Annotated in this window: 14 protein-coding genes; 3 read left to right on the plus strand and 11 right to left on the minus strand. The window is 69.0% G+C overall.

The genetic code is table 11. The features are described from left to right. The first annotated feature begins 155 nt into the window (after window positions 1-155). A complete protein-coding gene (locus tag BM172_RS01025) occupies window positions 156-677 on the plus strand; it encodes an SPOR domain-containing protein (RefSeq protein WP_026634246.1) in 522 nt (173 codons plus the stop codon). Here BM172_RS01025 and BM172_RS01030 read toward each other — a convergent pair. After that, the gene (locus tag BM172_RS01030) at window positions 669-953 is read right to left on the minus strand and encodes a 7(1) septoil knot domain-containing protein (protein WP_026634247.1); all 285 of its coding nucleotides are present in this window, start codon (window positions 951-953) and stop codon (window positions 669-671) included. The genes BM172_RS01025 and BM172_RS01030 overlap by 9 nt on opposite strands. Before the next feature lie 103 nt (window positions 954-1,056). Then, entirely contained in the window at window positions 1,057-1,896 is an 840-nt protein-coding gene (locus tag BM172_RS01035) for an NAD(P)H-binding protein (RefSeq protein WP_026634248.1), read from the minus strand. A 103-nt stretch (window positions 1,897-1,999) separates the two neighbouring features. Here BM172_RS01035 and BM172_RS01040 point away from each other — a divergent pair, with 103 nt between their 5' ends. After that, window positions 2,000-2,896: a LysR family transcriptional regulator gene (locus tag BM172_RS01040; RefSeq protein WP_051548443.1), complete on the plus strand. Its 897-nt coding sequence runs from the start codon at window positions 2,000-2,002 to the stop codon at window positions 2,894-2,896. A 13-nt stretch (window positions 2,897-2,909) separates the two neighbouring features. Here BM172_RS01040 and BM172_RS01045 read toward each other — a convergent pair whose 3' ends face one another. From BM172_RS01045 to BM172_RS01055, 4 genes are all read right to left on the minus strand, one after another. Then, complete coding sequence (locus BM172_RS01045) at window positions 2,910-3,818, minus strand: type II secretion system minor pseudopilin (RefSeq protein ID WP_035322816.1); 909 nt, start codon at window positions 3,816-3,818, stop codon at window positions 2,910-2,912. Then, window positions 3,815-4,504, minus strand: coding sequence for a prepilin-type N-terminal cleavage/methylation domain-containing protein (locus BM172_RS01050; RefSeq protein ID WP_081805083.1), 690 nt, complete (start codon window positions 4,502-4,504; stop codon window positions 3,815-3,817). The genes BM172_RS01045 and BM172_RS01050 overlap by 4 nt, the downstream gene beginning before the upstream one ends. Further along, window positions 4,501-4,941, minus strand: coding sequence for a prepilin-type N-terminal cleavage/methylation domain-containing protein (locus BM172_RS22700; RefSeq protein ID WP_026634251.1), 441 nt, complete (start codon window positions 4,939-4,941; stop codon window positions 4,501-4,503). Before BM172_RS22700 ends, BM172_RS01050 begins: the two co-directional genes overlap by 4 nt. A 99-nt stretch (window positions 4,942-5,040) precedes the next feature. Further along, the gene (locus tag BM172_RS01055) at window positions 5,041-6,297 is read right to left on the minus strand and encodes a substrate-binding domain-containing protein (protein ID WP_026634252.1); all 1,257 of its coding nucleotides are present in this window, start codon (window positions 6,295-6,297) and stop codon (window positions 5,041-5,043) included. 28 nt (window positions 6,298-6,325) lie between these two features. Here BM172_RS01055 and BM172_RS21970 point away from each other — a divergent pair, with 28 nt between their 5' ends. Next, on the plus strand, window positions 6,326-6,541 hold the full coding sequence (locus tag BM172_RS21970) for a hypothetical protein (RefSeq protein ID WP_143096415.1): 216 nt from the start codon (window positions 6,326-6,328) through the stop codon (window positions 6,539-6,541). Here the strand turns inward: BM172_RS21970 and BM172_RS01060 are convergent, their stop codons facing one another. The 5 genes from BM172_RS01060 to BM172_RS01075 form a co-directional block, all read right to left on the minus strand. Beyond that, on the minus strand, window positions 6,542-6,898 hold the full coding sequence (locus BM172_RS01060; RefSeq protein ID WP_143096416.1) for a hypothetical protein: 357 nt from the start codon (window positions 6,896-6,898) through the stop codon (window positions 6,542-6,544). A 151-nt stretch (window positions 6,899-7,049) separates the two neighbouring features. Next, on the minus strand, window positions 7,050-20,153 hold the full coding sequence (locus tag BM172_RS01065) for a filamentous haemagglutinin family protein (protein WP_051548444.1): 13,104 nt from the start codon (window positions 20,151-20,153) through the stop codon (window positions 7,050-7,052). A 132-nt stretch (window positions 20,154-20,285) separates the two neighbouring features. After that, complete coding sequence (locus BM172_RS21975; protein WP_143096417.1) at window positions 20,286-20,633, minus strand: hypothetical protein; 348 nt, start codon at window positions 20,631-20,633, stop codon at window positions 20,286-20,288. Then, a complete protein-coding gene (locus tag BM172_RS01070) occupies window positions 20,630-21,247 on the minus strand; it encodes a hypothetical protein (protein ID WP_051548445.1) in 618 nt (205 codons plus the stop codon). The genes BM172_RS21975 and BM172_RS01070 overlap by 4 nt, the downstream gene beginning before the upstream one ends. 11 nt (window positions 21,248-21,258) lie before the next feature. Continuing rightward, entirely contained in the window at window positions 21,259-23,004 is a 1,746-nt protein-coding gene (locus BM172_RS01075) for a putative porin (RefSeq protein WP_026634254.1), read from the minus strand. Window positions 23,005-23,008 lie beyond the last annotated feature (4 nt).

Raw genomic sequence — 23,008 nt, forward strand, 5'->3', positions numbered from 1 at the left:
GACTCCCCGGACCGCCGATGTTGCCCCTCGCTGTCCGCGACCGCAATATGCATCCGCCAGGAAGTGTCATCGCTGCAGCGCGCCATCCCGGCTAAATGTCTTTTTCATGTGAAGACGCATCATGCGTTGCGATCGCGGCAGGGGGCCGTCCATCGATGTTCGCCAAGCTCGGCCTGATCTTGCTGATCCTGTTGTTCGGCGCGCTCGCCTTTGCCGGCGGCATGATGGCGCCCGATGGGTGGCGCGCGCCGATGCAGGAGATCGCCGCGCGCTGGCGCGATCGTCCCGCGATCGTCCTGCCGCATGTTCCTGCGCCATCCGCATCCACCGCCGCGCCGGCCGCGGCGGCGAGCGCGGTGTCTACTCATGCTCTGCTCGTGACCAGCGACGTGGCCGCGGCGGCACCTGCGGCGGGACAGCCCGCGTATGCCCTGCAATTGGGCCAGTTCATCGATGCCGGCGACGCGGATGCGCTCGAGCGCCAGGCGCAAGGGCTGGGCCTGCCGTTGCAGCGCATCGCCGCCATCGACCCCGATCACGCGGCCTGGACGGTGCTCGCCGCGGGCCGCTTCCCCTCGCCTGCCGCGGCGCAGAACGAAATGCCGCGCGTGCAGGCGGTGCTCAAGCTGGCCAGCACGCCGGTGATCCGGCTGCCGGCGGGCAAGCCTTCATCGTGAAAAGATGCCCGGCCGCGCACGCGACGGGTCGCGCCAGCCGGCTTCGCCCAGCGTGGACACGAAGCAGACGGCGATCTGCGACATGCCTCGGGAGGTAAAGAACACGCGCCTGGTGGCGGATTGCCGGTCCGGCGTGATGAACCAGCGCTCGTCGCCGGAAGCCAGGCCCCAGGACGACACGCGGCATACCCACAGGTCGGCGTCGCCGCGCGTATCGACCAGGGCTACGCGCACTTCCGCCTCGCCCATGGTGTCGGTCACAAAGATGCGTGCCATGTCTCCCCCTGCGCCAGTGCACTGTGCGCGAAGGCGAGACATTGCAGTGCGCTGCGGTTGACGTCAACCGCAAGCGCACGTGACAAAACGAACTTCACACCGCTCAGGCGAATTGCGCCGCATGCGTGCGCGCCCACTCATGGAAAGAACGCGGCGCCGCGCCGGTGATCCGCTCCACCGTCTGCGTCATCGCCCGCCCGCGCCCATCGCGCACCGCCTCCAGCGATTGCGCGACGCCACGCGCGATGCCTTCGGGAATGCCGGTGGCGACCATGCCCTGAATGGCCTGCTCGATGCTCACGTCGACGCTGCGCACGGTGCGGCCGAGCAGGCCGGAGAGGATCTCCACCTGCTGCGGCACGTTCAGCAGCTCGCCGCCGGTCAATTCCAGCGTCTCGCCGGCCAGTGCCGGATCGAGTAGCGCGCGCACCGCCACCGCGGCGATATCCTCCGGTGCGATCATCGGCGCCTTGCCGGTGCCCATCGCGTTGTAGACCACGCTGTCGGCGCGGATCGACTCGGCCCAGCGCAAGGTGTTGGACATGAAGCCGGACGGACGCAGGACGGTGGCGCGCAGGCCGGACGCGTGCACGACCTCCTCGTTGGCACGCTGCATCCGGCCCAGCTGGAACTGCGCATCGCCGGCAAGGATGGTGGACAGGAACACCACGCGCGGCGCGCCGCGGGTCTTGAGTGCCGCCAGCAGCGCCGGCAGGTCCGGCGGGTTCGGCCCGGTATTGAGGAAGACCGCCTTGGCGCCGACCGCCGCTGCGCCCAGGCTGTCGGGACGGCCAAAGTCGCCGGCCGCGATCTCGACGCGCCCTGCCAGTTCGCCGAGCTTGCCCGGGTCGCGTGCGAACACGCGCACCGGATGACCGGCGTCCAGCAGTTGCCGCGCGATATGGCCGCCGATATTGCCGCTCGCGCCAGTGATCAGATACATGTCCATCGCCTCGTTCGGGTTGGGGGTGCGAAGACGATAGGCGCCGCCCTACAATGGAACAATCCGGTGTTTAGCAACAATCTGTTGCACAGGCGCAACAATCATGATCGACCTCAATGAGCTGCAGTATTTCGTGCAGGTATCGCAGGCACGCAGCTTCACCGCGGCCGCGGCGCACTTCGGCGTACCCAAGTCCAGCGTCAGCCGCGCCATCGCCGGCCTGGAACAGCGCCTGGGCGTGCGCCTGATCGAACGCACCACGCGCAGCATGGCGCTGACCGAAGCGGGCGAGATCTATCTGGAGCGCTGCCGCCGCGTGATCGAGGAAGCGGAATTGGCCGACCTGTCCATCGGCGCCATGCAGGCGGTGCCGCGCGGCCGCCTGCGCATCGGCGCGCCGGTGGCGTTCGCGCGCTTCATGCTCGGCCCGCGACTGGCCGAGTTCGCGCGGCGCTATCCGGAACTGCGCGTGCAGCTGCAGATCACCGCCGGCGAATCGACGCCGCAGCAGGCCAACCTCGAAGTGCTGATCCGTCCCGGCCCGCTGGAAGACTCCTCGCTACTCGCGCGGCCGCTGGCGACGATCCCTTTGGGCTTGTACGCCAGCCCGTCCTATCTCAAGCACTGCAAGCTGCCGAAAACGCCGGCGGACCTCAGCCGGCTCGACGCACTCATCACCGCCTGCGGCCCGCTCGGCCAGCCCGCCGAGCACACCGTCTGGCGCCTGCAGCGCGGCAACGACACGCAGGAGGTGCGGGTGGAGGCGCGCCTTTCCGTGCCCGATCCCACCATCAACCACCAGCTCGCGCTGGATGGCGCCGGCGTGGCGATCCTGGCGCGGCACGGCGCGGAAAAAGAGGTGGCGAAGAAGCGGCTGGTACGCGTGCTGCCGGCGTGGGAGCCGGAACCGGTGGAGCTGTTCGCGCTGTATCCGGCGCGCTTGAATTCGTCGCCGAAGGTGCGGGCGCTGCTGGAATTCCTGCGCGACGGCGACCGCTAGACCAGGCCTGCGCTCAACCCGCGCCATCCTCCTGCCAGCGCAGCACGCTGTAGTCCAGCCCGCCCTTCAAAGCCGTCACCCGATAGGTGACGATCACGCTCGCCGCCGCACCCTGCCCGTCCGCCGCCGACGCGACGATCGTGCGCACCAGGCTGCCGCGCCAGGCGCCGGCCGGCTGCCCGTTCGGCAAGGTCGGCGGCGGCATGTTCGTGGCCTGCAAGACACGCATCGCGACATAACGCTCCGCCCGCGCCAGGTCCATGTCGGGCAGGCTGGCCAGCACCAGCGGCGGCGCCAGCGCAGGCACCGGCTGCGGCCGGCGCGACCACACGGTGATCGCGGGCGCGAGCCGGCGGTACAGCGCAGGCGTCATGCCGGGCACCGTCTGCAACTGTTCGGGCGTATCGAACTCGCGATAGCGCGGCCCCGCTGCCTGCCCGGCTTCCGCATAGCGCTTCGCACTCTCTTCGCCGAACAGCTTGGCGCCGGCGTCGCGCGCTTCCTGGATATTCGCCGCCAGCCGCGTCGCCGACGCCTCGTCCTCGCCCGCCGCCACGAACAGGCGTTGCAGCTGGCGCGGATCGGCGGCGTTGATGTCGATCTTGCCAAGTTCATCCTGGATGCGGATCTCCACCTCGCGGCGCTCGATGCGCAAGGTGTAGCGACGGCCGTCGCCAACCCAGCGCCCGCCGCTGCGGCTGACGCTTTCGGCCAGCGCACGCATCGCGCCCGCCTCGGCGAGATAGCGCAACTGCACGCGGCTGGAGAGATAGCGGCTCTGCAGGGATTCGGTGCGCGCCATCGTGGCGAAACCGCCGAGCAGGATCGCCAGCAAGGTGCAGGCCCACAGCACCACCAGCAGGGCGATGCCGCGTACGTTCCGGCGCGGTGCGAAACCTTGTGCTGTCTTCGTACCGCTCATGGCTTCGAACTGTCCGGCAAGGCTTTCGCCAGCGCCCCCACGTTGATCGCATAGGGGTTCTGGCGGATCGGCGCCTGCAACCAGAGCCAGGCGGTGGCATCGCCGCGGCCGGGCCTGTCGCGCTCGGGCTTGTCACGAACCAGCTCGATGGTCACCAGTTCCGGCATGCGCCCGGCGATATCCCAGCGATCGCGCCACTGCGCCTGCGCGCCTTCGCGCTCGCGGCCGTAGTAACGGAAACGCCCGCCGCGCATGCCCTCGGCGAGCTGCTCGGGGGCGAAGCCCACTCCGGCGCCGCCCGGAGCCAACGGCGCGCTGCCCAGCTCCAGTTTCCATCCGCCCTTGCCGTCGTCCACCAGCGCGAGCGCCTGCAACTGCGGGCCGGCACGATCGAGATAACCCGGCAATGGCGCGACGAAGCGCATGCTGCGCGGCTCGCCTTCGAACACCACGCCGTTGTCCTGCGCATCGCGCTTCCACGGCAGCGCGCGCGCCTGCATCAGGTCGCGCCGCAGGAACTGCTGCAGCGAACGCGCCTGGTCGTTGCGCTCCAGCGCGGCGGAACCCGTGTTCACCGAGCGCGTCGCGGTCTGGATACCGTAGAAGACACCGAGCAGCAGCAGGCTGAGCAAGGCCAGCGCGCTGAGTACCTCGAGCAGGCTGAAACCACGGACCGGACGCGTCACGGCGTGCTCCGCCGCGCCGTGCGCAAGGTCGTGTAGGTAAGCTCGCGCGGCCGCCTGGCATCGCCCCACGACACCCGCAGCTCCACCTGGTAAAGCAGCAGCACGCTGTCGGGCGGCAAGGCGTCGTCGCGCCATGCGGCGATGCGAAGGTGCCAGCGATAGTCGCGGTCGAACGCTCCTTCGCGCTCGCCCGGCACCAGCGGTTCGGCGATACCCAGCGCATCGAGCTTGCCCTGCGCCAGCATGTCCGCGCGCGCCGTCTGGCCGAGCTTGTCGGTAAGGCTGAGCGAGGCACTGGCCACGCGCATCAGCGCGGCGACCGCGATCGCCAGCAGCAGGATGGCAGCGATGGTTTCGAGCAGGCTGAAACCACGCAGCGCGGACCTGCGCCGCCGCGACGCATCGTTGCGTTTCCCGCTTCCCCGTGCCCGCTTCATGGCCTCAACCTACCCCTTCCACATGACAGCCAGACGCGCAAAAAACGCGGGAGAGGCAAGCCTCTCCCGCGCGTTCCACGGCAGGTGGAACAAGGACGATCAGTTGATGACGCAGCCGTCGATCTGGGTCTGCGTGATCGGCGCGGTCAGGAACGCCAGGCCCGTGCCGGCGCCGATGGTGCCCGTGGCGGCGACGATCGAGCTGTTGTACGGCGCGCCCAGCAGCTTGCGCACGTCCGCGGCGTCCGTGCCGTTGCCCTGGCTGTTGCCCAGCAGGTAGGACACGGCGACGATCGGATAGCCCGAAGCCGGGGTGGCATAGGAATCCGGCTTCACCAGGGCGATGCAGCTGGTGCTCGGCGCGCCGGCGATCGCGGCGAAGGTCGGACGGCCGGTGTTCGGATTCACGCCGGTGATGGCGTTGTTGTAAGCCACGTCGGAGCTGTTGATGGTGATCTTGTGGGTGGTCGCGTCGCCGAGGTCGGCCGCCGGATCCTTGCCGTTCACCAGCGCCACGTTGCCGGCGACGGCCAGCGCGTTGGCGGCTTCGGCATAGCCGATGTAACCGTCGGTGGCGCTGTTGACCACGGTGTTGACGACGTTGGCGTTGCCGCTCTGGCCGGTCCAGGAAGCGCCCGGCAGGCTGTACAGCGAGACCGCGGTGGCGAAGGCCTGGTCGGTCTTGAAGTGCACCGCGTTGGTACCCGAGCAGTTGGCCGACAGGAAGTTGCTGAAGCCGAAGCTGGTGCCGCTGCCATCCGAACGATAGACCACCTTGATGGTGTTGCCCGCCGCCGGGACGGTCACGCCCAGGCCGCTCCACGTGGTGATGCTGCCGTTGAAGATGCCGCACACCTGGGCCGTGGTCAGGTTCAGCTGGGTGGCCAGGTTGTCGTTGCGGTAGACGATGGCGATGCCGCCGGCGACCGCCGGGAACTGCAGCGGACGGCTGCTGCCGCGGTTGCTCACATAGTTGCTGTAGTCGGTCGCCGACAGCGGCGAATCCGAACCGGCGAAGTTCGGCTGGGTCAGCGTGGTGCGGTTGACGGCCGCGTTGGCGGCGCCGAAATCCGTCGGCGACGGGCTGTCAGCGCACTGGCCCTGCACGCTGGTCAGGCCGGCCAGCACGTTCTTGCCCGCGCCGCTGCCGGTCTGGCAGTAGGACGCCGACGTGCCGGTCACGCTCTTGTAGGCACCCAGCAGGGAGTTGGCATCCGGCGAAGCATTCAGGCGATGCGTCACATCGCCGACGTAGCCGACGGCCGGCAGCGTCGCGCCACCGCCCACCTGGATGGCGGCATGAGCCGAGGAAGCGGCGGCAAAGGCCACTACGAGGGCGCCCGCAAGCTTCTTCATGCGGGTATTTCCATTGAACCCGAAGATCATGACATACCCCTACTTTGAAAATACCTCCGGAGTGGAGGCCGGGGATTTTTTACAGCGCTGGAATGACGCACCGATTAAAACCACAAGTAATCAAAAATTTCTTTCCGATGACTCGATTTTTCCAAATAATCCAAATGACACAGCCGCAGACTTAATCGACATTCTCGTCACGCCATGCATACGCCAGCCTGCGGCGCGCACGAAAAAAGCGTGATCACGCTCGCGCATCGAATTCGTGCAGCATCGACACCACCTCGGGATCGAGTTCGCGCTCTTCGCGCAACGCGTGCAGATCGGCCCGGCCGAGCTCGCGCAGCACGCTGCGCACCGAGGCCCGGCGGCCTTCGCGGCACCAGACGTTGAAAACGCCCACCAGCAGCGCCGCCGCGCTGTGCATGCCGTGCTCGCCCGGCGTCGGGCGGCGACGCAGGCGCGACTTCAGCAGGTAGGCCAGGCGTGCGTTGAGCGAGGCGATCGGCGATTCGCTGATCTGCCGCACCAGCTCGGAACTGCATTGATCGATCAAGCGTTCGGCCAGTTTTTCCTGGCGCGCCTCGAGCAATTGGCGCAATGCCTCGGATAATGCGAAAGCCCTGCCTCGGCCAGGCTGCTGCACGGTTATTTAACTCCCTGTCGAATGGATTTTCCCTAAAGCTCCGGACAAAACCCCGCCAGGGCGTTTCCACGATGGAAACGCCCGATTATGGGTAGCGCTTATCGATTTATTCGGCCAGCCGCCTGCGCTCTTCCGGCGTCAGCTGCTGCCTGGCCCGCGAACTGAGCATGCCGCCGCCCAGCACCTGTACCGGGCTGCCCGGATCGTAGCTGCGCGACGCGCCGCCGTTGCCGAGACTGGCGCTGCCATCGCCGTAGCCCAGCACCTGCACCGAGATCACCGAAGGCAGCTTGCTGCGCGCATCGTCCTGCTGTTGTTTCGCCATGTCCTCGGCGGCCTTGCTCACCGCGCCGGCCGCGGCGTTCGCCGCGTTGAGCGCGCCGACGTTGACCGACTGCGCCACCGGTACACCGGTCTTCTCGCCCTGCACCTGGATGTTGTCGGCGTTGACGACCCGTGCCGCCGCCACGATCAGGTTGCCCGACACGCGGATGCCGGCGTCGCCCGCATCCACCGTGCCGCGCGGCGCCACCAGGTACACGCTGCCTTCCGGCGCACCCGGCACGGTCTGCAGCGTGGCGATGCCGGCGCCGCTGACCTGGCCGCGCGCATCGAGGCGGCACCAGGCGTCGATCGTGCACAGGTAGGTCGGCGGCGGAATCTCCGCCGTGGTCTTGGCACCCTGGCCCGCGTTGATGTCGCCGTTGGAACTCCACAGCACCAGGTCGCCGCCTTGCTCGGTGAACACGCGGCTCTGCGCCAGCAGCACGCTGCGGTCGGTGAACATGCGGATGTCGCCCTGCTCCAGGGTCAGCACGCCCATGGTGTTGGGACCGGCCTGCACCTTGCCGCTGCTGTCCGTGATCACCGGCGGCGCCGACGCGCTGCCGAGCAGGGCCTGGCCACCCGGGCCAAGCACGGTGATGTCGCCGCCCTGCTGGGTCTGGATGGTGGTGCTGCGCAGGTCCAGGTCGCCGGTATCGACAGTGTGCTGCGCGCCGTTGAGGCCGCCCTGGCCCGAGCCGTTCGCGGTATAGCCCAGGCCCGCCGGGAACAGCGTGTCGATCGCGGCATAGCCGCGGGCGTACTGGCTGAAGTAAGGACTGCTCTTGTCGTTGTAGTCGGCACCGACCTTGGCGAGGATGGCGAACAGCGCCTCGGACACGAACTGCCGCTGCACGTAGTCCGGCTCCTGTGCGAACAGGCGACGCGCATCCTGCGGCGTCAACTGCACGGTGAGCTTGTCCTGCGCATAGCCGGTGTCCACCACGCGGCCGGCGACGCGGCGCTGCATGAAGTCCACCAGCTCCGGCATCAGGCTGTCGACACCATCGGCAGTGGCATCCACATAGCGCGCCATGAAGTCGGCGGTGTCCATGCCCGGCGCGATGCCGAACAGCACGCCGACGTCGGCGCCGGCATGCGGAAGATAGGGATTGAAGCGGTTGCCGATCGCCTCGATGCCGGTTTCGCCATTGCCGCGGATCGTGGTGTTGCCGGCCAGCTCACTCTGGTTGGTCAAGGGACCCACATGGCGTCCCGCCTCGACCAGCAGACTGCCGGGACCGCCCAGCAGCAACGCGGGCGCGAGCTGGTAGGCGCCCGGATCGTCCGCCCGCGGGCGGAAGGTCTTGCTGACCGGCATGTCGTAGATGTCGCGGCCGGCGGCGACCAGGGTGACATCCGCATCGTGCGTGTGCTGGCCGATCAGCGCCAGATTCACGATGTCGCGGCCGGCGCGGATCAGCGCCGGCTTGGCCGGCGTCAGCTGGACCGAGCGATAGGGAAATCCGGAGGCCGCGGTCACGCCGTCGACGATGTCGCCATGCAGCGCATACAGGCGCACCGGCTGGGTGTCGTTGCCGTGCAGCGGAACCATGGCATGCAGCAGCACGTTGTAGGGACTGTCCAGGCTGTCGATGTAGCCCATGCCCCACAGCGCGCCGAAGCTTCCGCTGTCGCCCTGCGGATGCAGCGGCGACGGCAGCAGGCTGGCCGGCCCGTCGATCAGGCCGAAGCCGGAGCTGTTTTCGCCGGTGAGCAGCTGCATGGTGTAGACCTGCTGGCTCAGCGACAGATTCTGATCGACCAGCAGGCTCAGGTTGCCCTGCGCCGACGGAAACAGCGCGCCGGCGCCGCGGACATCGATATTGCCGCCCAGCGCGCTCAGGCCCAGCGTGGCAGGCAGGATCGCACCGGGGTTCCTGACCGCGTCGGCGGCGCCGTAGTCGAACAGCACGCCAGGCAGGCTCAGGCTGTCGAACACCACGTTGCCGGCGACCGAGACCGCCTGGAACGACGAGGCAGCGCTGTAGCCCTGCGCATCGGTGCGTCCGGCCGGCAGGACGCTGGCAATGTCGGAGCCGCTGCTCGCATCGGCCAGCACATAGGAAGGGTTGTAGACGCCGCCGATGTCCGCGCCGGCGCGTGCACGCACGTCGAGCTGCGCGTCCTGCAGGGCGAACAGCGTCGATACCGGCGTGGACAGGCCGGCATACGGGCCGCTGGAAGACGCTGCCGTGAATCCGAAGTCGGCGCCGATCGCCCCGCCCGCCTCGATGCTGCCCTGGCCCTTGGCGACGAAGTAGCTGCCGCTGAGGATGTCGCCGCCGGCGCGCACATCCAGATGGCCACCGCCGTAGGTCGTCACGCCCTGGCCATCCGGATCGGCCTTCCAGGTGGTCGGCAGCGAGACCGACAGCTGGCGGATGTCGCCGCCCGCCGTCACCGCCACGTTGCCGCCGGCGCTCATCACGCCCTGGCCGAAGTTGGCGAAGTTGATCGACGAAGCCGAGCCGTCCGCCGCATTGGCCGTCTGCATCCACGGCCACCAGTACTGCGAGACGTCGGTGCCGGCGGCCTTGGTGGCCGAGCCGTCCGCATCCACCACCTGCTGGATGGCGTTGATGTCGCCACGCGCGTCGAGGCTCAGGTCGCCGGCATGCTCGGGATTCACCTGCCCGGTGCTGAGCATGGTCGGCATGTTGGCGAGCGAAGAGATCCAGTTCGGCCGGATCACCGACACGCGGGTGTCCGTGCCGGTTCCCTGGGCCGGCGCGCCGGCCGTGTAGATCACTGCGGGCGCGGCCGTGTCCAGCCAGTTCAGGTCGCCGCCGCTGGCGATGTCGATCGAACCGCTGCCGGTGCGCACGGCGGTGGGCAGCAGCACGGCCTTGCCGTTGGTGGCGCTTTGCTGTCCTTTCGGCGTGTCGGGCGTAAGCGTATCGACCACCGCGAAGTGGTTGTCGAGATTCACATCGCCCGCGCCGGCCACGGTGGTGAGCGGATCGACGGCATCCACCTGCGCGCCCGCCACCAGCCGGTACGAGCTGCTGGAACCGCCCAGCAGCGTCGCCGAGGCCAGCGAGGCCGGGCTGCCCAATGAGGGCATGTTGGACGGACTGTTGTTGGCCGCGCTGGCGGGCACCGGTACCTTGGTCGGGTCGCCCGAGGACTTCGGGTCGGACTTGGGCGCGAACGGCGCATAGAACAGCTGGCTGCCGGCGATGTAGTTGCCGACCTTGTTGGCCACGTAGTTGAAATAGAGGTCGTGGCCGTTGACGTAGACCGCGTAGTCGGCGGTGTACTTGCTGTAGTCGCTGTCCACCGGCAGCAGCAGCGGCGACGGCGTGTTGAGCCGCTTGGCCACCGGGTTGGTGGCGAAGTTGGCGGACAGCCACGCCTGGTAGGCGGTCGCATAGTCCGCGTAGGCGCTGTACGCCGCCGGGTTCGGCGCCACCAGCGTGGTCGGGTTGTAGACGTAGAAACCCTTCGCCGTCGGCCCCTGGAACCGGTTGTACGCATAGGCCCAGGACGTCGTATCGCTGCCATTGCCGACCTGGCCGATATAGGACTCGTAGTTGGCGTAGTAATCGCTCGACTGTCCCGCCAGCGGCGCCTGCAGCGCCTGGTAGTACGGATCGCTGGCGATGCTGACGGTGCCGCCGCCGGGCGTGTAGCCCTGCGCCGCCGCGCCGTCGCGCAACTTGACCGTGCCGTTCCACAGGCCGTTCGCATCCAGGTACTGCTGCGAGACCTGGTAGTCCGCCAGCGCCTTCGCATAGGCCGGATCGGCGGGATCGGACTTGGGCGCGAACGGCGCGTAGAACAGCTGGCTGCCGGCGATGTAGTTGCCGACCTTGTTGGCCACGTAGTTGAAATACAGGTCGTGGCCGTTGATGTAGACCGCATAGTCGGCGGTGTACTTGCTGTAGTCGCTGTCCACCGGCAGCAGCAGCGGCGATGGCGTGTTGAGCCGCTTGGCTACCGGGTTGGTGGCGAAGTTGGCCGACAGCCAGGCCTGGTAGGCGGTGGCGTAGTCCGCATAGGCGCTGTACGCCGCCGGATCCGGCGCCACCAGCGTGGTCGGGTTGTAGACGTAGAAACCCTTCGCCGTCGGCCCCTGGAAGCGGTTGTACGCATAGGCCCACGACGTGGTGTCGCTGCCATTGCCGACCTGGCCGACGTAGGCCTCGTAGTTGGTGTAGTAGTTGGCGGTCTGGCCGGTCAGCGGCGCCTGCAGCGCCTGGTAGTACGGATCGCCGGCAATGCTGACGGTACCGCCGCCGGGCGTGTAGCCCTGCGCCGCCGCGCCGTCGCGCAGCTTGATCGTGCCGGTCCACAGGCCGTTCGCATCCAGGTACTGCTGCGAGACGTTGTACGCGGCCAGCGCGTCGGCATAGCCATTGTCGGACACCGGCGGGGGCGGCACCGGCGGATCGGCCAGCGTGGCGCCGTTGTTCTGCTGGTAGAAGCCGTCGGTGATGCTGGCCTGGATATCCAGGTCGCCCGCGGCGCGTACGGTCAGCATCGGCGCCATGCCCTGATAGCGGTAGGCCAGCGCGATGCTGCCGTCCGGCTGCGTGGTGCCGGCGGCGAGGTTCCAGTTGGTCAACACCGCGATGTCGCCGCTGCGCGTGCCGTCGGCCGGATTGACCAGCTCGATGCCGGGACGCAACTGCAGGTTGGCGATGCCGGCGTAGCGATCGCCGAACGCATAGCCCGGCTGCTGCACGTAGCGCATCAGCGTACCCGCGCCCTTGCTCGCGTCGCCGCCGATGTAGCCGTAGAAGCCGGCATGGTCGGCATTGGCCTGCTTCGGCGCGAAGTAGTTGTTCTGCAGGTATTGCTTGAGCTGCGCGGCGTCCGCCGGCGGCGGCAGGATCTTGCCGCTGGCATCGGTCCAGGTGCCGTCGACCAGGGCCGGCGTACCGCCGCCGGTGTTCGTCGCGTACCAGCCGGCCGGATCGATCAGGCCGTCGAAGTGCCTGGACGGATCGGTGGCAGCATCCTTGGTGCTCCAGCGCGCATACGGCTCCAGCGTCACCACGCGCGCACCCTCGATGCCCGCGCCGCCGCCGTCGACCGCGATGCGCACGTCGCCGTTGGCGAGCAGCGGCGCGCGCAGGCTGACCGAACCGCCGGAGAACGCAGCGGACGAACCGCCGGATACGTCGATGCGCGCCTGCGGGCCCAGGTGGATATAGCCCGAGTCGGCGTACTGCACGTTCTGGTAGCCGTACTGGCCGTTGAGCGTGCCGTCGCCGGTGCCGCCGGTGCCGATCGCCACGTCGCCGCCGCGCTGGGCGGCGATGCTGCTGGTGGCGATCAGGCTGCCCGTCACGTCGACGCCGCGCTCGCCATACAGCTCGATGCGGCTGCCCGAAGGCGCGGAGGCATCGACGCTGCCGTCGATCGCCACGGTGCCGGCGGCAGCGGTGAGGAATACCTTCTGCGCGCGCAGCGTGCTGCCGCTCGACAGGTGCAGGTCGCCAGCACCGGTCGTGAGCTGGAACAGCCCAGTAGCGCCGGCGGACGCCGCCATCCGCGCCGCCGCATCCAGATCCATCGCGGTGCCGCTGCCCAGGGTGAGATAGCCGCCGCGATATCCGCCGACGGCCTGGCCGCGCAGGGTGCCGGCCAGCGCAAGCGACGCACCCGCCTCGGCATCCAGGCTGCCGGCATCGCCGCCGCCCGCCGCACCGGAGAAATCGAGCGTGGCGCCCTGCGCAAGGCTGATGCCGCCATGCTCGGCCAGCAGCGTGAGCGTGCCGCCGGACGCGTAGGTGGTGGTGTCGAAGAAGGTCTTGTTGATACCGCCGACGGTCAGCAGCGCGCCATCGCCGATGGCCAGGTCGCCGCGGGTGGCATGCACGTCGAGCTTGCCCGCGGGCGCCGCGATCGTAGTGCCGATCGATACGCTGCCGCCGCTCAGGCTCAGCGCACCGCCCATGTGCCCGGCCGGCATCGCCGCGGCCGTGCCGCCGACGCGCAAGGCGCCGGTGGTGGCCAGGGTGGTATCCGCGCCGTCGCCGGCAAGCAGCCATGGCGTGCTGAGGTTGACGTCGAGGCTGCCGAAGTCGAAGCGCCCCGTGCCCTGCCCCTGCATGCCCTGGGTCGCGCTGGCGGAGAAACCGCCGAAGCCGCGCAGGCCGGTGTTGCCGGCGCCGAAATCGACTTCGTTAGCATGCGCCACGAACTGGCCGCCGCCGGCGGTGAATACGCCGTTGGCCGCGCCGAGGTCGTTGGAGAGACCGAGCCTGCCGGCTTCGATGTCGACCGTGCCGCCGTCGCTGGCGAAAGCGCCGGCACTGAGGTTGAGATCGTGCGCCAGGTCGATGCGCACCGCGCCGAGGAAGTTCATGTCGCCGCGGCTGCGCAGCGTCACGCTCTGCGCGCCGCGCAGCAGATTCAGCGTGTCGCTGCCGATGACAAAACCGCTGGCGCCGGCCGGCGCGATGGCGCCGTTGCCGAGGAAGGTGATGAGGTTGCTGTTGGCATCGATCGCCTGTGCCGACAAGGCCGCGGACGCATCGATCGAGGTGTTGCCTGTGGCGTCGAGGGTAAGCGCCGCACCGCCGTCGATGCGCGCGCCCGCGGCGATCGTCAGCGCGCCGCCGGGGTGGCTGGACACGCTGTTGCGTACGATGTTCGCCGTACCGTTCTGCGATACGCGCAGCAGCGCGCCGTCGCCGCTCACCGCCGCGATCGGCTGGCCATTGGCATCGGTGCCCGCGACCGCGCCGAACACCAGCGGCAGGCTGCCCGCGCCGCTGGCCGGTCCGGTCGCACGCAGCACGCTGCCGGAATCGAGCAGCACGCCCTGCGCGCCGGTCTTGGCGCCGCCGTTGGCGACCAGCAGGATTTCCGCACCTTGCAGCGGATGCGCCGCATCGTTGGACAGCACCACGCTGTCCGCCACCGCCGTGACGCGATCGCCGTCGCCGCCGGTCTGGCGCGTGCCGCCCAGCAGCAGGCTGCCGGCGCCCAGCGTGCTCAGGCCATCGGCCGAAAGCGTGAGATAGCCATCGCGCGCGGCGGTGCCGGCGCCGACGACCTGGATCGCCTGCGCCGCGATATCCACCTGCGAGCCGCGGCCGCCCTTGGCCGGCGCCGCGGTAAGCGAGGCGCCGAGGTCGAGCGTGCGCGTCGCCGCCAGCGTCAGCCGCCCGGCATCCGCCGCCACGGCCGGCGCGACCTTGCCGGCCTTGTTCGCCAGGTTGGCGAAGAAGCTATCCGCATCGCTGCGGTTGTACTGCGAGTACTGCTGCCATACCTGGTCCGACTGCACCAGGAAGGTGGTGTTGCGCGCATCGCGCGCGCCGCTCAGCGCATCGGCGAAGTAACCGCTGATCGCCAGCGTGCCATCCGCCTGCGTCGCGTTCGCGCCCAGCACGCTGTCGCGCGCGCCGGTGTCCTGCACCACGCGGTAGGCGCCCGGCAGCGTCGCGTAGCGCGCCGGCAGCAGCGTGTAGTAACCCGCCGGCAGGCCGGGCGCACCGGACAGGTACACCGTCTGTCCCACCGCCGGGCCGGCGCCGCCCTGCTTGGCGAAGGCTGCGTCGTACGCGGCCACCGGCGCGCTGTAGCCCGGCAGGATCGCGTAGATCGCGCGGCCGTCCGCGTACTGCGGGACCTGCGTGCCGGAGGTGCCGTTCTGGTAGCTGGTGCCGTACTGCGCCAGCACGTCGCGCGTACCGCCGGTGCCGGCCACCCACTCGGAGGCCTGCAGATGGCCGCCGCCGGAAAGATCGATGCCCGCGCCGGCATCGAGTGCGAGATCGGAACCGTTGAGCATGATCTGCTTCGCCGGCGGCGCGGTGAGATCCGGCGTGTCGGTGGTGAGGTCGGCGCTGTAGCGCCACTGCACGCCGTCGATGGTGCTGCCGTAGGGCACGGTAATGCCATCGAGCGATACCGAGGTAAGGCTGCCCGGCGCCAGGTGCACCGACTGCGTGGCGACCAGCGGGAACAGTTTCGGATCGGCGCCGAGCGCCGTCGCCTGCGCGGTCGCATCGGTCACGCCCAGGATCAGGCTGCCGGACGGCGCGCGCAGCGTGCCCTGCTGTTCGATGTGGTTGGCGCTGAGCAGCAGCGTGCCGCCCGCCGACAACGGTGTATTGCCCTTGCCGTTGGGCAGGATGCTCAGCGTGGTGTCGATCGCGTTGCCGTTGGCGTCCGTCAGGCCCGCGCCGTTGGCCACGATGGCGAAGCGGTAGTCCGTGCCGGGATAAAGCTCGGCCGCCTTGAACTGCAGGTTGCCGGTGCTGAACAGCAGACCGGGCCGCGGCTTGCCGTTGGCATAGGCGAGCAGTGCGGGCGCCTGGAAACGCACATCGCCGCTGGATTCGAAATCCGTTTGCGCCCAGCGCTGCAGATTCAGCCGGCCGCCGATGTCGATGAAATCCGCCTGCACCGACAGCTTGCCGTCGCCCGCCAGCGCAACCGGCGCTGCCGTCGGCACCACGCCGCCGGTGAGGTTGACATACGGCGCCTCGATGCTGACCTGGCCGTTGCCGCCGGCATAGCCATGGGCAACTGCGGACATACTCGTAGCGCCCGCGGGCAAGGCCTGGATCGCCGGCGTATCGGCGATGAAGGCGCGTCCCAGCGACAGGTTCACGTCACCGGCGAAACCCAGCGGCACGGCGAGCGGGAGATCGGAGGTACCGTTCTGCGACGGATCGGGGCCGATCGCCAGCGTGGCGATGCCCGAACCGGCGAGCCGGTCCACCGCGAAACGCAGCACGCCCGCAGGCGCTGCGCTGTCGATCGCGCCATCGGCCAGCGCGCCCTGCGGCAGCAACAGGCCCGACTGCTGGATCAGCACGCCGCTGGCCTGCGGCGCGCCCGGCTGCCCGGAGAGACGGCCGAGGCCGAGCAAGGTGAGCGTGCCGCCTTCGGCTTGCGTCGCGCCGCCGTCGGCCTGCAATTGTCCATCGAAGTACAGGCCCGCCGCGGCGGCGAGCGTAACGTTGCCCGCATCGCTCCACACCGGCGTGCCCAGGTAGGCGATAGCCTGGCCCAGCCCGGCCGGATGGCGGGTCGGCAGGTCGAAGCGGTCCGCCACGCCGGAGACGTCGATGCGGCTGCCCTGCGCCGCCACCACATAGCCGCCGCGCCCCTTCAGCGTGACGCTGCCGCCGTCCAGCGCGACACCGGTGCGCGGCACCTGCGGCGTACCGTCCGGACCGGCCACCGCAGCGGCCCATGGATCGAGCAGGACCGTGCCGGATGCATCCAGCACGGCCGCGTCGCCCAGCCATACACGCGCAGTCAGCGGCGGCAGGCCTGAAGGACGCGTCAGCGCATTAGTGGAGACATCGATGCTGCCGCCATGCGCGGTGAGCGCACCCAGCACGGTGGCGGCCTGCGTACCGGCCAAGGCGATGCTGCCGCCGGCGTCCACTGCAATGCCGGCGCCTTCGCCGACGCGCACCGCACCGCTCACGCCGGCGTATTGCGGCGCGCCCTTCGACGGGTTCTGCGGATCGATCGACCAATCCAGGTACTGGCCGGCGCTGAGCGAGAAGCCCGGGCCGGCGCCGGTGGTGCGCGTGACATAGCGATGATAGGGATCGAGCGCGCCCACCGTGGCATAGACGCCCGCGGGATGCGCCGCGTCGGCCGCATACAGGTCCGCGCCGGTCGGCGCGAGCAGCAGCGCCTGATAGTCCGGCAGGAAGTTGTCGCGCGCGACGCGCACCTGCGTGCCCGGCGCGACGATGCCATCGGTGATGGCGGTGAGCTTGTAGCGGTCGAAGCCCTGGCCGGCGAAGAAGCCGGGATCGAGGTACAGGCCATTGGCCAGCGGCATGGCCGCGCGATCGCCGCCGACCTGGATGTAGTTCGCCTGCAGCGACAGCGTGCCGCCGCCGCTGAAACCATAGCCCAGCAGCTTGCCGTCGAGGCCAAGCCGGCCGCCATCGAGCCGGTCCGGCTGCTGCTCCTGCGTGCTGGCGTTGCCGTAGGTGACCAGGCTGATGTCGCCGCCGTGGCCTGCCGGCACGCCGTTCGCCATCAGCACCTGCCTGTCGGGCTGGACGTAGCCGCCGCCGGAGACATCCAGCGTGCTGCCTGCCTGCAGCAGCACGGAACCGGACAAGTCCTGATTGGCGGCGTCGTGAGCGATGCTGGCGGCGAGGCTGATACTGCCGCCGTTGATGTAGCGATCGCCCGTGCGCTGGTCGGCGGCCAGGCCGCCGTCGTTCACCCACAGGCCGCGCGTGCTGAGCGCGGCGCCGTTGCCGACGGTGATGTCCGGACGCAGCGTGCTGCCGTCGTTCGCCTGCATTGCCGGCGTGACCACGCCGGGGCCGACCGAGACCAGGTCGATCGAACCGGCCGGCGCGCTGATCTCGCCGAGCACGGTGACGCGGCTGGCGCTCAAGATGACGCTGCCGCCCGGCTGCACCGCAAGCGTGCTGCCGGCCTGCTGCAGGATCTGCGTGCTGCGGTCGCCGGTGGACAGCTTCACCGTGGCGAAGCCGCCGTCGCTGAGCATGCCGGTCGAGATCGGCAACCACCATTGCAGGTTGGCGTCGTGGCCGACGTCGGACGGTTGCGCGGCGAGCGCCGCGTCCCATGCGGTATCCGCATCGAACGCGGGCGCCAGCTTGTCCAGCATCAGGGCGGACTGCTGCAACAGCAGGCCCGGCGTGTAAGTGAAGCGCAGGTCGGTCGCCGCCGCGGCCGGCAATTCGAAATCGAAGCTGCCGCCGGTGGGCTGCCTGCCCTGCTCAACCTGGTTGCGGCCGGCATAGGCCTGCGCGCTCACCTCGCCATCTAGCACCAGGGCGTGCGAGGCCTGCACGTCCAGCGTGCCGGCATTGCCGCCGGCGATGAAACCCGGATCCCAGCGGCGCGAGCCGGCCAGCATGCCGTTGTTGTAGGTCTGGCTGATGCCCCAGCGCACATGGTCCTGCGTGTACTGGCCGGCGAAGCCGACGTAGGTCATGTCCGGATCGGCGGCGGCGATGTCGTACACGCGGCCGTTGGCACCGAGCAGGTTGGGCGTTTCGATCCAGCCGGCCTGATACGCCAGGAAACCGCCATTGAGATCGAGCTGCGAACCGGAGCGCAGGATCACCTCACTGCCGTACAAGGACACGTTGCCGCCCTTGGTCATCAGCTGGTCGACGGTGCGCGGCACGTTGTCGACGTAGCCGGCGACATTGAGGATAGGGCTGCCCACCCAATCCAGGCCGTCAGCGCGCGTGCCGCTCTGCGTGCTGTCGACCAGCACGTTCTTCTGCGTGTACAGGAAGCCGTTGCGCAGCAACGGCGAGTTGGCCAGTTCGTTCTGGCCGATGCGCGATACGTTGACCAGCAGCGCCGACATCGGCAGCACCACGTTGGCCAGGCCGGAGACGTCGATGATCGCGCCGTTGTCCACGTAGACGCGGCCGGCGGTCGGCGAGACGTCGCCCGTATAGGCATGCGCCGCGATGCCCACCGCGGCACCCGGCGCCTCCAGCAGCGAGCCGGACTGCAGGTTGACCGTGGCGCCGTCCAGCGACAGCGCGCTGCCCTTGAATGCGGCGTCGGCCGCCGCGCTCGACGAAGTGGTCGCGCCGTCCTTCTCCGGCAGCACCGCGGTGACTGAGCCCGGCGCCAGCACCAAGGCACCGCCGCGGGTGAAGGACGGATTGCCGCCGGTACCATTGGCCTGGTCGCGCGCGTTCAGTTCGATGCTGCCGGGATAGGCGACGCTGGTCGACGCCAGCGCCACGCCGGCCTGCGTCACGTCGTGGCCGAGCATGTGCACGCTGCCGCGGCGCGCCTGCACCAGGCCGGTGTTGAGCACGCTGCCGGCAGGGCCGCCCGCTCCCGAACCGTCGTTCAAGCCGGCAACCTGCAGCGCGCTGCCGCCATCGGCGCCGGCCGGGTTGTAGAAGGCCGTGCCGCCGGCCAGGATCGCCTGCCCGTCGTCGGCCACGATCGTGCCAGCGTTCGACACGTGCGGCGCGGCCACCAGGGCGAAGCCCTGCTTGCCGGTGGTGATGTTCGCGCCCCGCTCGATCACCACGTCGTGCGCACGGCCATCGGTAAACACGCCGCCGACCAGGAAACCGGTGGACGAGGCGAGGTCGGAGATGCCGCCGTTGAGGAAACGCGCGTTGCCGGTCGCGACATCGCTGCTGAACAGGCTCAGCGAACTGGCCAGCAGCGAATGCGTATTCACCTGGCTGCCCGCGCCGAACAGGATGCCGTTGCGGTTGAGCAGGTAGACCGAGCCCTCGGCCTTGATCCGGCCCAGGATCTGGCTGGGCGCGCCGCTGGGATCCTGGATGCGGTTGAGCGCAATCCAGTCGTTGTTGCCGTTGGACTGGTTGCCGCCGCTCTGGTTGAAATACAGCGTGGTGTTGCGGCCGACGTTGAAGCTGTCCCAGGTGAGGATGGCCTTGGACGAGGTCTGCTTCACTTCCACCGTGGTCTTGCCGGCGGCGGCCGTCTGCACCGGCGCATTGGCGTTCTGCCACAGCGCGGGATTGCGCACCACGTCGGCGGCGACCTGCAGGCCGCCCGCGGCGATGCCGTCCGGCACCGGCGACACCAGCTGTTGCGCGGCCTGTTGCGCGGCCTGCTGCGCGGCCTGTTGCGCGCTCAGCTGCGCGGCCACCGCCTGCGCGGCCTGGTTGAGATGGGCGATGGACTGCTGCACCACACGCTGCTGCAACAGCTGCGGCGCGTTCTGCACGGAAAGATTGTTCGGCACCGGCGCCGGCGCGTTGCCGGTCGGCGCACCTGCCTGTCCCGCCCGCTGCGCGGCGAGCCAGGCCTGGCTCAGCACGGGCGGATTGCCCGCATGCGCCTGCATCGCCGCACCCATCGCCAGCGCCGCGGCGATCCATTGCGCCAGCGGGCGGCGTCCGGGGACGCTGCGTGGAGAGATGCCGCCTGCCTTCGCCGAATCGACCGCCTTGATCACGCGTTTGCCTCGTTAGCTTTGTCGCACGGCGCGCGGCCGCGGCTCTTCCGGTTAGACCTTCACGGAGCTGAAGGACTGAACTGGTGTCATGGAAACTTCATATGGCCGGCTGGATTGCTACGTATCGTCACGTCAGTGGCCATTGACCGCCCCCGGCGGCAGCAAGCGCGGATACGTCGGCGCGGGCCGCTGCGGCAACACGCCATGGCCCAGGTTGGAGCCCATGCGATGTTCCAGCGCCGCCGCGTTGTATTGCCCCGCCTGCCGATTGGACGGCTCGCCAACTACTGCGTCGAGCATCGGTGGCGGCGGACCCGCTGGCTTCTTTCCGTCGCCGCTCAATTGCCGGCTGAGACAGTCGTATGTCAGCACCGCATGCTGGTTGACACTTACATCGACGCAACTCTCCTGCTGCGCCCACGCATCCGATGCCACCAGGCAACCCCACGCGACCAGCATGCGGGCTGCCCGGGCATTCACGGCTGCCGCCCTGCCGGCGCGACGTAGCGTTGCTCATACAGGCGATCGCCATACGCCTGCGCCGCGTTCTCCAGCTTCACCCGCGCCGACGCGGCGAACGGCTGGCGTGCCCCGATCACCGAGCCCATGTCGATATGCACATAGGCGTCGAGAATCTCCTGCCCCACCTCATACAACTTCTGGTTGCGTGCACTGCAGGTGCCCAGCGCCTGCCTTGCCTCGTCCAGTTGCGCCTGGGCCGCACCGTCGCGGCCCTGCTGCTCCTTCAGCTTCGCCGTCGCGTCGGCGTTGTCCTTGCGCGCCTGCTGCAAGGCCGCCTCGGCCTGTTGCCGCGCACCGCGCTCGGCGGCCACCGCCTTGCCGTCGCCGCCCGCGGCACGCAGGCGCGCCAGCTCGGCCTGCGCCTGCTCCAGCGCCTTGCGTGCCTGGTCGCGCTCGCCCTCGATGCCGGCCTTCTGCGTCTGCCAGGAGGCCTGCTGCCCCTGCAGTTCCTGCAGCTGGCCGCGTGCATCGCGCAGCTGCATGCGCAGCTGTTCTTCCAGACTCTGCCCGAACGCGCCCTGGGCCAGCACCAACGCCGCCATGGCGACACCCGTACGTATCACGGTCTTCATCGTCGCCTCCTTCAGAACTTGCTGTTGATCTCGAGCTGCACCACGTCGATCGACAGCGGCGGCCCGAACACCTGCTTGGCACTGAAATAACGCGCGGTCAGCCAGGTGCGCTCGGCAATGCCGTAGTCGGCACTGACGATGAAGCCCTTGGCATTGGTGCCGCCCAGGTGGAAGTTCGGATCGGTCAGGCCATCGAGCACCGCATCGGGCTGCAGGTACTTGTAGCCGAACGCCAGGTTCCAGTCGTGCGCCTTCATCGGACTGGGATTGCCCAGGATGCCGCGCACCAGCCAGCCCACCGGACCGCTCTTGTACGGACCGGACTCGCTCGGCGAACTGCTGGCCTGGTAGTTGTTGACAGGCTGGCCCAGGCCGTCCGGATAGCGCTGGAACGCATCCTTCGCGTGATAGGCCAGGTTGCGCACGTAATCGGCCTGCACGCGCACCGGCGTACTGCCCATGGCGAAATCGAACTGCGTGGTGAGATTGAGCAGGTGGTAGTCGTAGGCCAGGCCCACCAGCTGCGGCTGCGCGTAGTTACCCAGCGACGAGGGATCCGGCACGATGTTGCGCAGCAGGAACACCGAGTTGCCCTTCTGCATGTACCGCGGCGCGTCGTCGTCGGTGCTGCAGAAATTGATGCCGGTGTAGATCGGGCAAGGCTCGGACAGGCGGCCGCGCATCTTGTCGTAGTAGTAATAGGCCAGCGCGGCGCTCCAGCGCATGTCTTCGTCGATCTGCCAGTGCGCACCCAGCTGCACCGCCGACAACCACTTCTGGTCGCTGCGGTTCTTCTGGTAGCCGAAGGCCTGCGAGGGAGTGTCGTTGCCGGCGTACTGGAGCGGGAACGCGCCGGCATTGACGAAGCCGTCGATATCGCTGGCCAGCTTCCAGTGTCCCTGCCCGACGATGCCGTCGAAATTCAGCTCCGGCGAGTAGATCAGGTCGGTGACGAAGAACGGATTGGCAAAGCGGCCGGCGGTGAGCGCGCCCCACTCCACCGGTTGCCAGCGCAGCCAGGCGCGGTCCAGCCACAGGTTCTTCTTCGACAGGCCGCCGCCCAGCGCCTGGGTGGTCGACACCGGGTTGTTGTCGTTGCCCGAACCGATGCGGATGCCCGCGGCGATGGTGTCGCCCAGCTTCACGTCCACGCCCAGGTGCGCCTGGATCGACAGGATGTTCGGGCGGTTCTGCTGCGAGTTGGCGATCGGCGGATTGACGCCGCGGCCGATCTGGTTGACATCGAACGGACCGCCGCGGTTGAGCGCGGCGTAATCGATAAAGTAAGGCGAATTGCCGCGGCTGAAATAACGGCCCTCGTCGCGCACGCGGATGTCGCCGGACCAGGCGATGCGATCCAGCCATGCCGGCAGTGCATCCGGCTGGGCCCAATGCTCGCTGCGCGCCTGCGCGATCACTTCCTGCTTGACCTGCTCGCGGATCTCGTTGCGTACGCTCTGCGGCACATACGGCACGCGCACGTCGCCGGGTTGCGCGCCGTCGTTGGCGGCGGCGAGCGACGACTGGCTCGCCTGCGCCTTCTGTGCCTGCGTCGCTTCGGCGTTCGCCTCGGCGATCAGGCCATCGGCGTCGGCCTGGGTGATCAGGCCCTTCTTCACCATCAGGCGGATCAGGTTGATGGTGGCGTTCGGCGACGGCGCGGCGTTCTGCGCCAGTACCGCCGGCGCGGCGCCGGCCAGCAGCAGGCCGATCGCCAGGCACAGTGCGCGTTGCTTGGAAAACCTCGAAACATCCATGATC

The organism is Dyella marensis (genome assembly GCF_900112865.1).
Taxonomy (GTDB): Bacteria; Pseudomonadota; Gammaproteobacteria; order Xanthomonadales; family Rhodanobacteraceae; genus Dyella_D; species Dyella_D marensis_A.

Coding starts and splice junctions, on each gene's coding strand:
- BM172_RS01025 (WP_026634246.1), top strand. CDS start 156: ATGTTCGCCAAGCTCGGCCTGATCTTGCTGATCCTGTTGTTCGGCGCG.
- BM172_RS01030 (WP_026634247.1), bottom strand. CDS start 953: ATGGCACGCATCTTTGTGACCGACACCATGGGCGAGGCGGAAGTGCGC.
- BM172_RS01035 (WP_026634248.1), bottom strand. CDS start 1,896: ATGTATCTGATCACTGGCGCGAGCGGCAATATCGGCGGCCATATCGCG.
- BM172_RS01040 (WP_051548443.1), top strand. CDS start 2,000: ATGATCGACCTCAATGAGCTGCAGTATTTCGTGCAGGTATCGCAGGCA.
- BM172_RS01045 (WP_035322816.1), bottom strand. CDS start 3,818: ATGAGCGGTACGAAGACAGCACAAGGTTTCGCACCGCGCCGGAACGTA.
- BM172_RS22700 (WP_026634251.1), bottom strand. CDS start 4,941: ATGAAGCGGGCACGGGGAAGCGGGAAACGCAACGATGCGTCGCGGCGG.
- BM172_RS01055 (WP_026634252.1), bottom strand. CDS start 6,297: ATGAAGAAGCTTGCGGGCGCCCTCGTAGTGGCCTTTGCCGCCGCTTCC.
- BM172_RS21970 (WP_143096415.1), top strand. CDS start 6,326: ATGACATACCCCTACTTTGAAAATACCTCCGGAGTGGAGGCCGGGGAT.
- BM172_RS01070 (WP_051548445.1), bottom strand. CDS start 21,247: ATGAAGACCGTGATACGTACGGGTGTCGCCATGGCGGCGTTGGTGCTG.
- BM172_RS01075 (WP_026634254.1), bottom strand. CDS start 23,004: ATGGATGTTTCGAGGTTTTCCAAGCAACGCGCACTGTGCCTGGCGATC.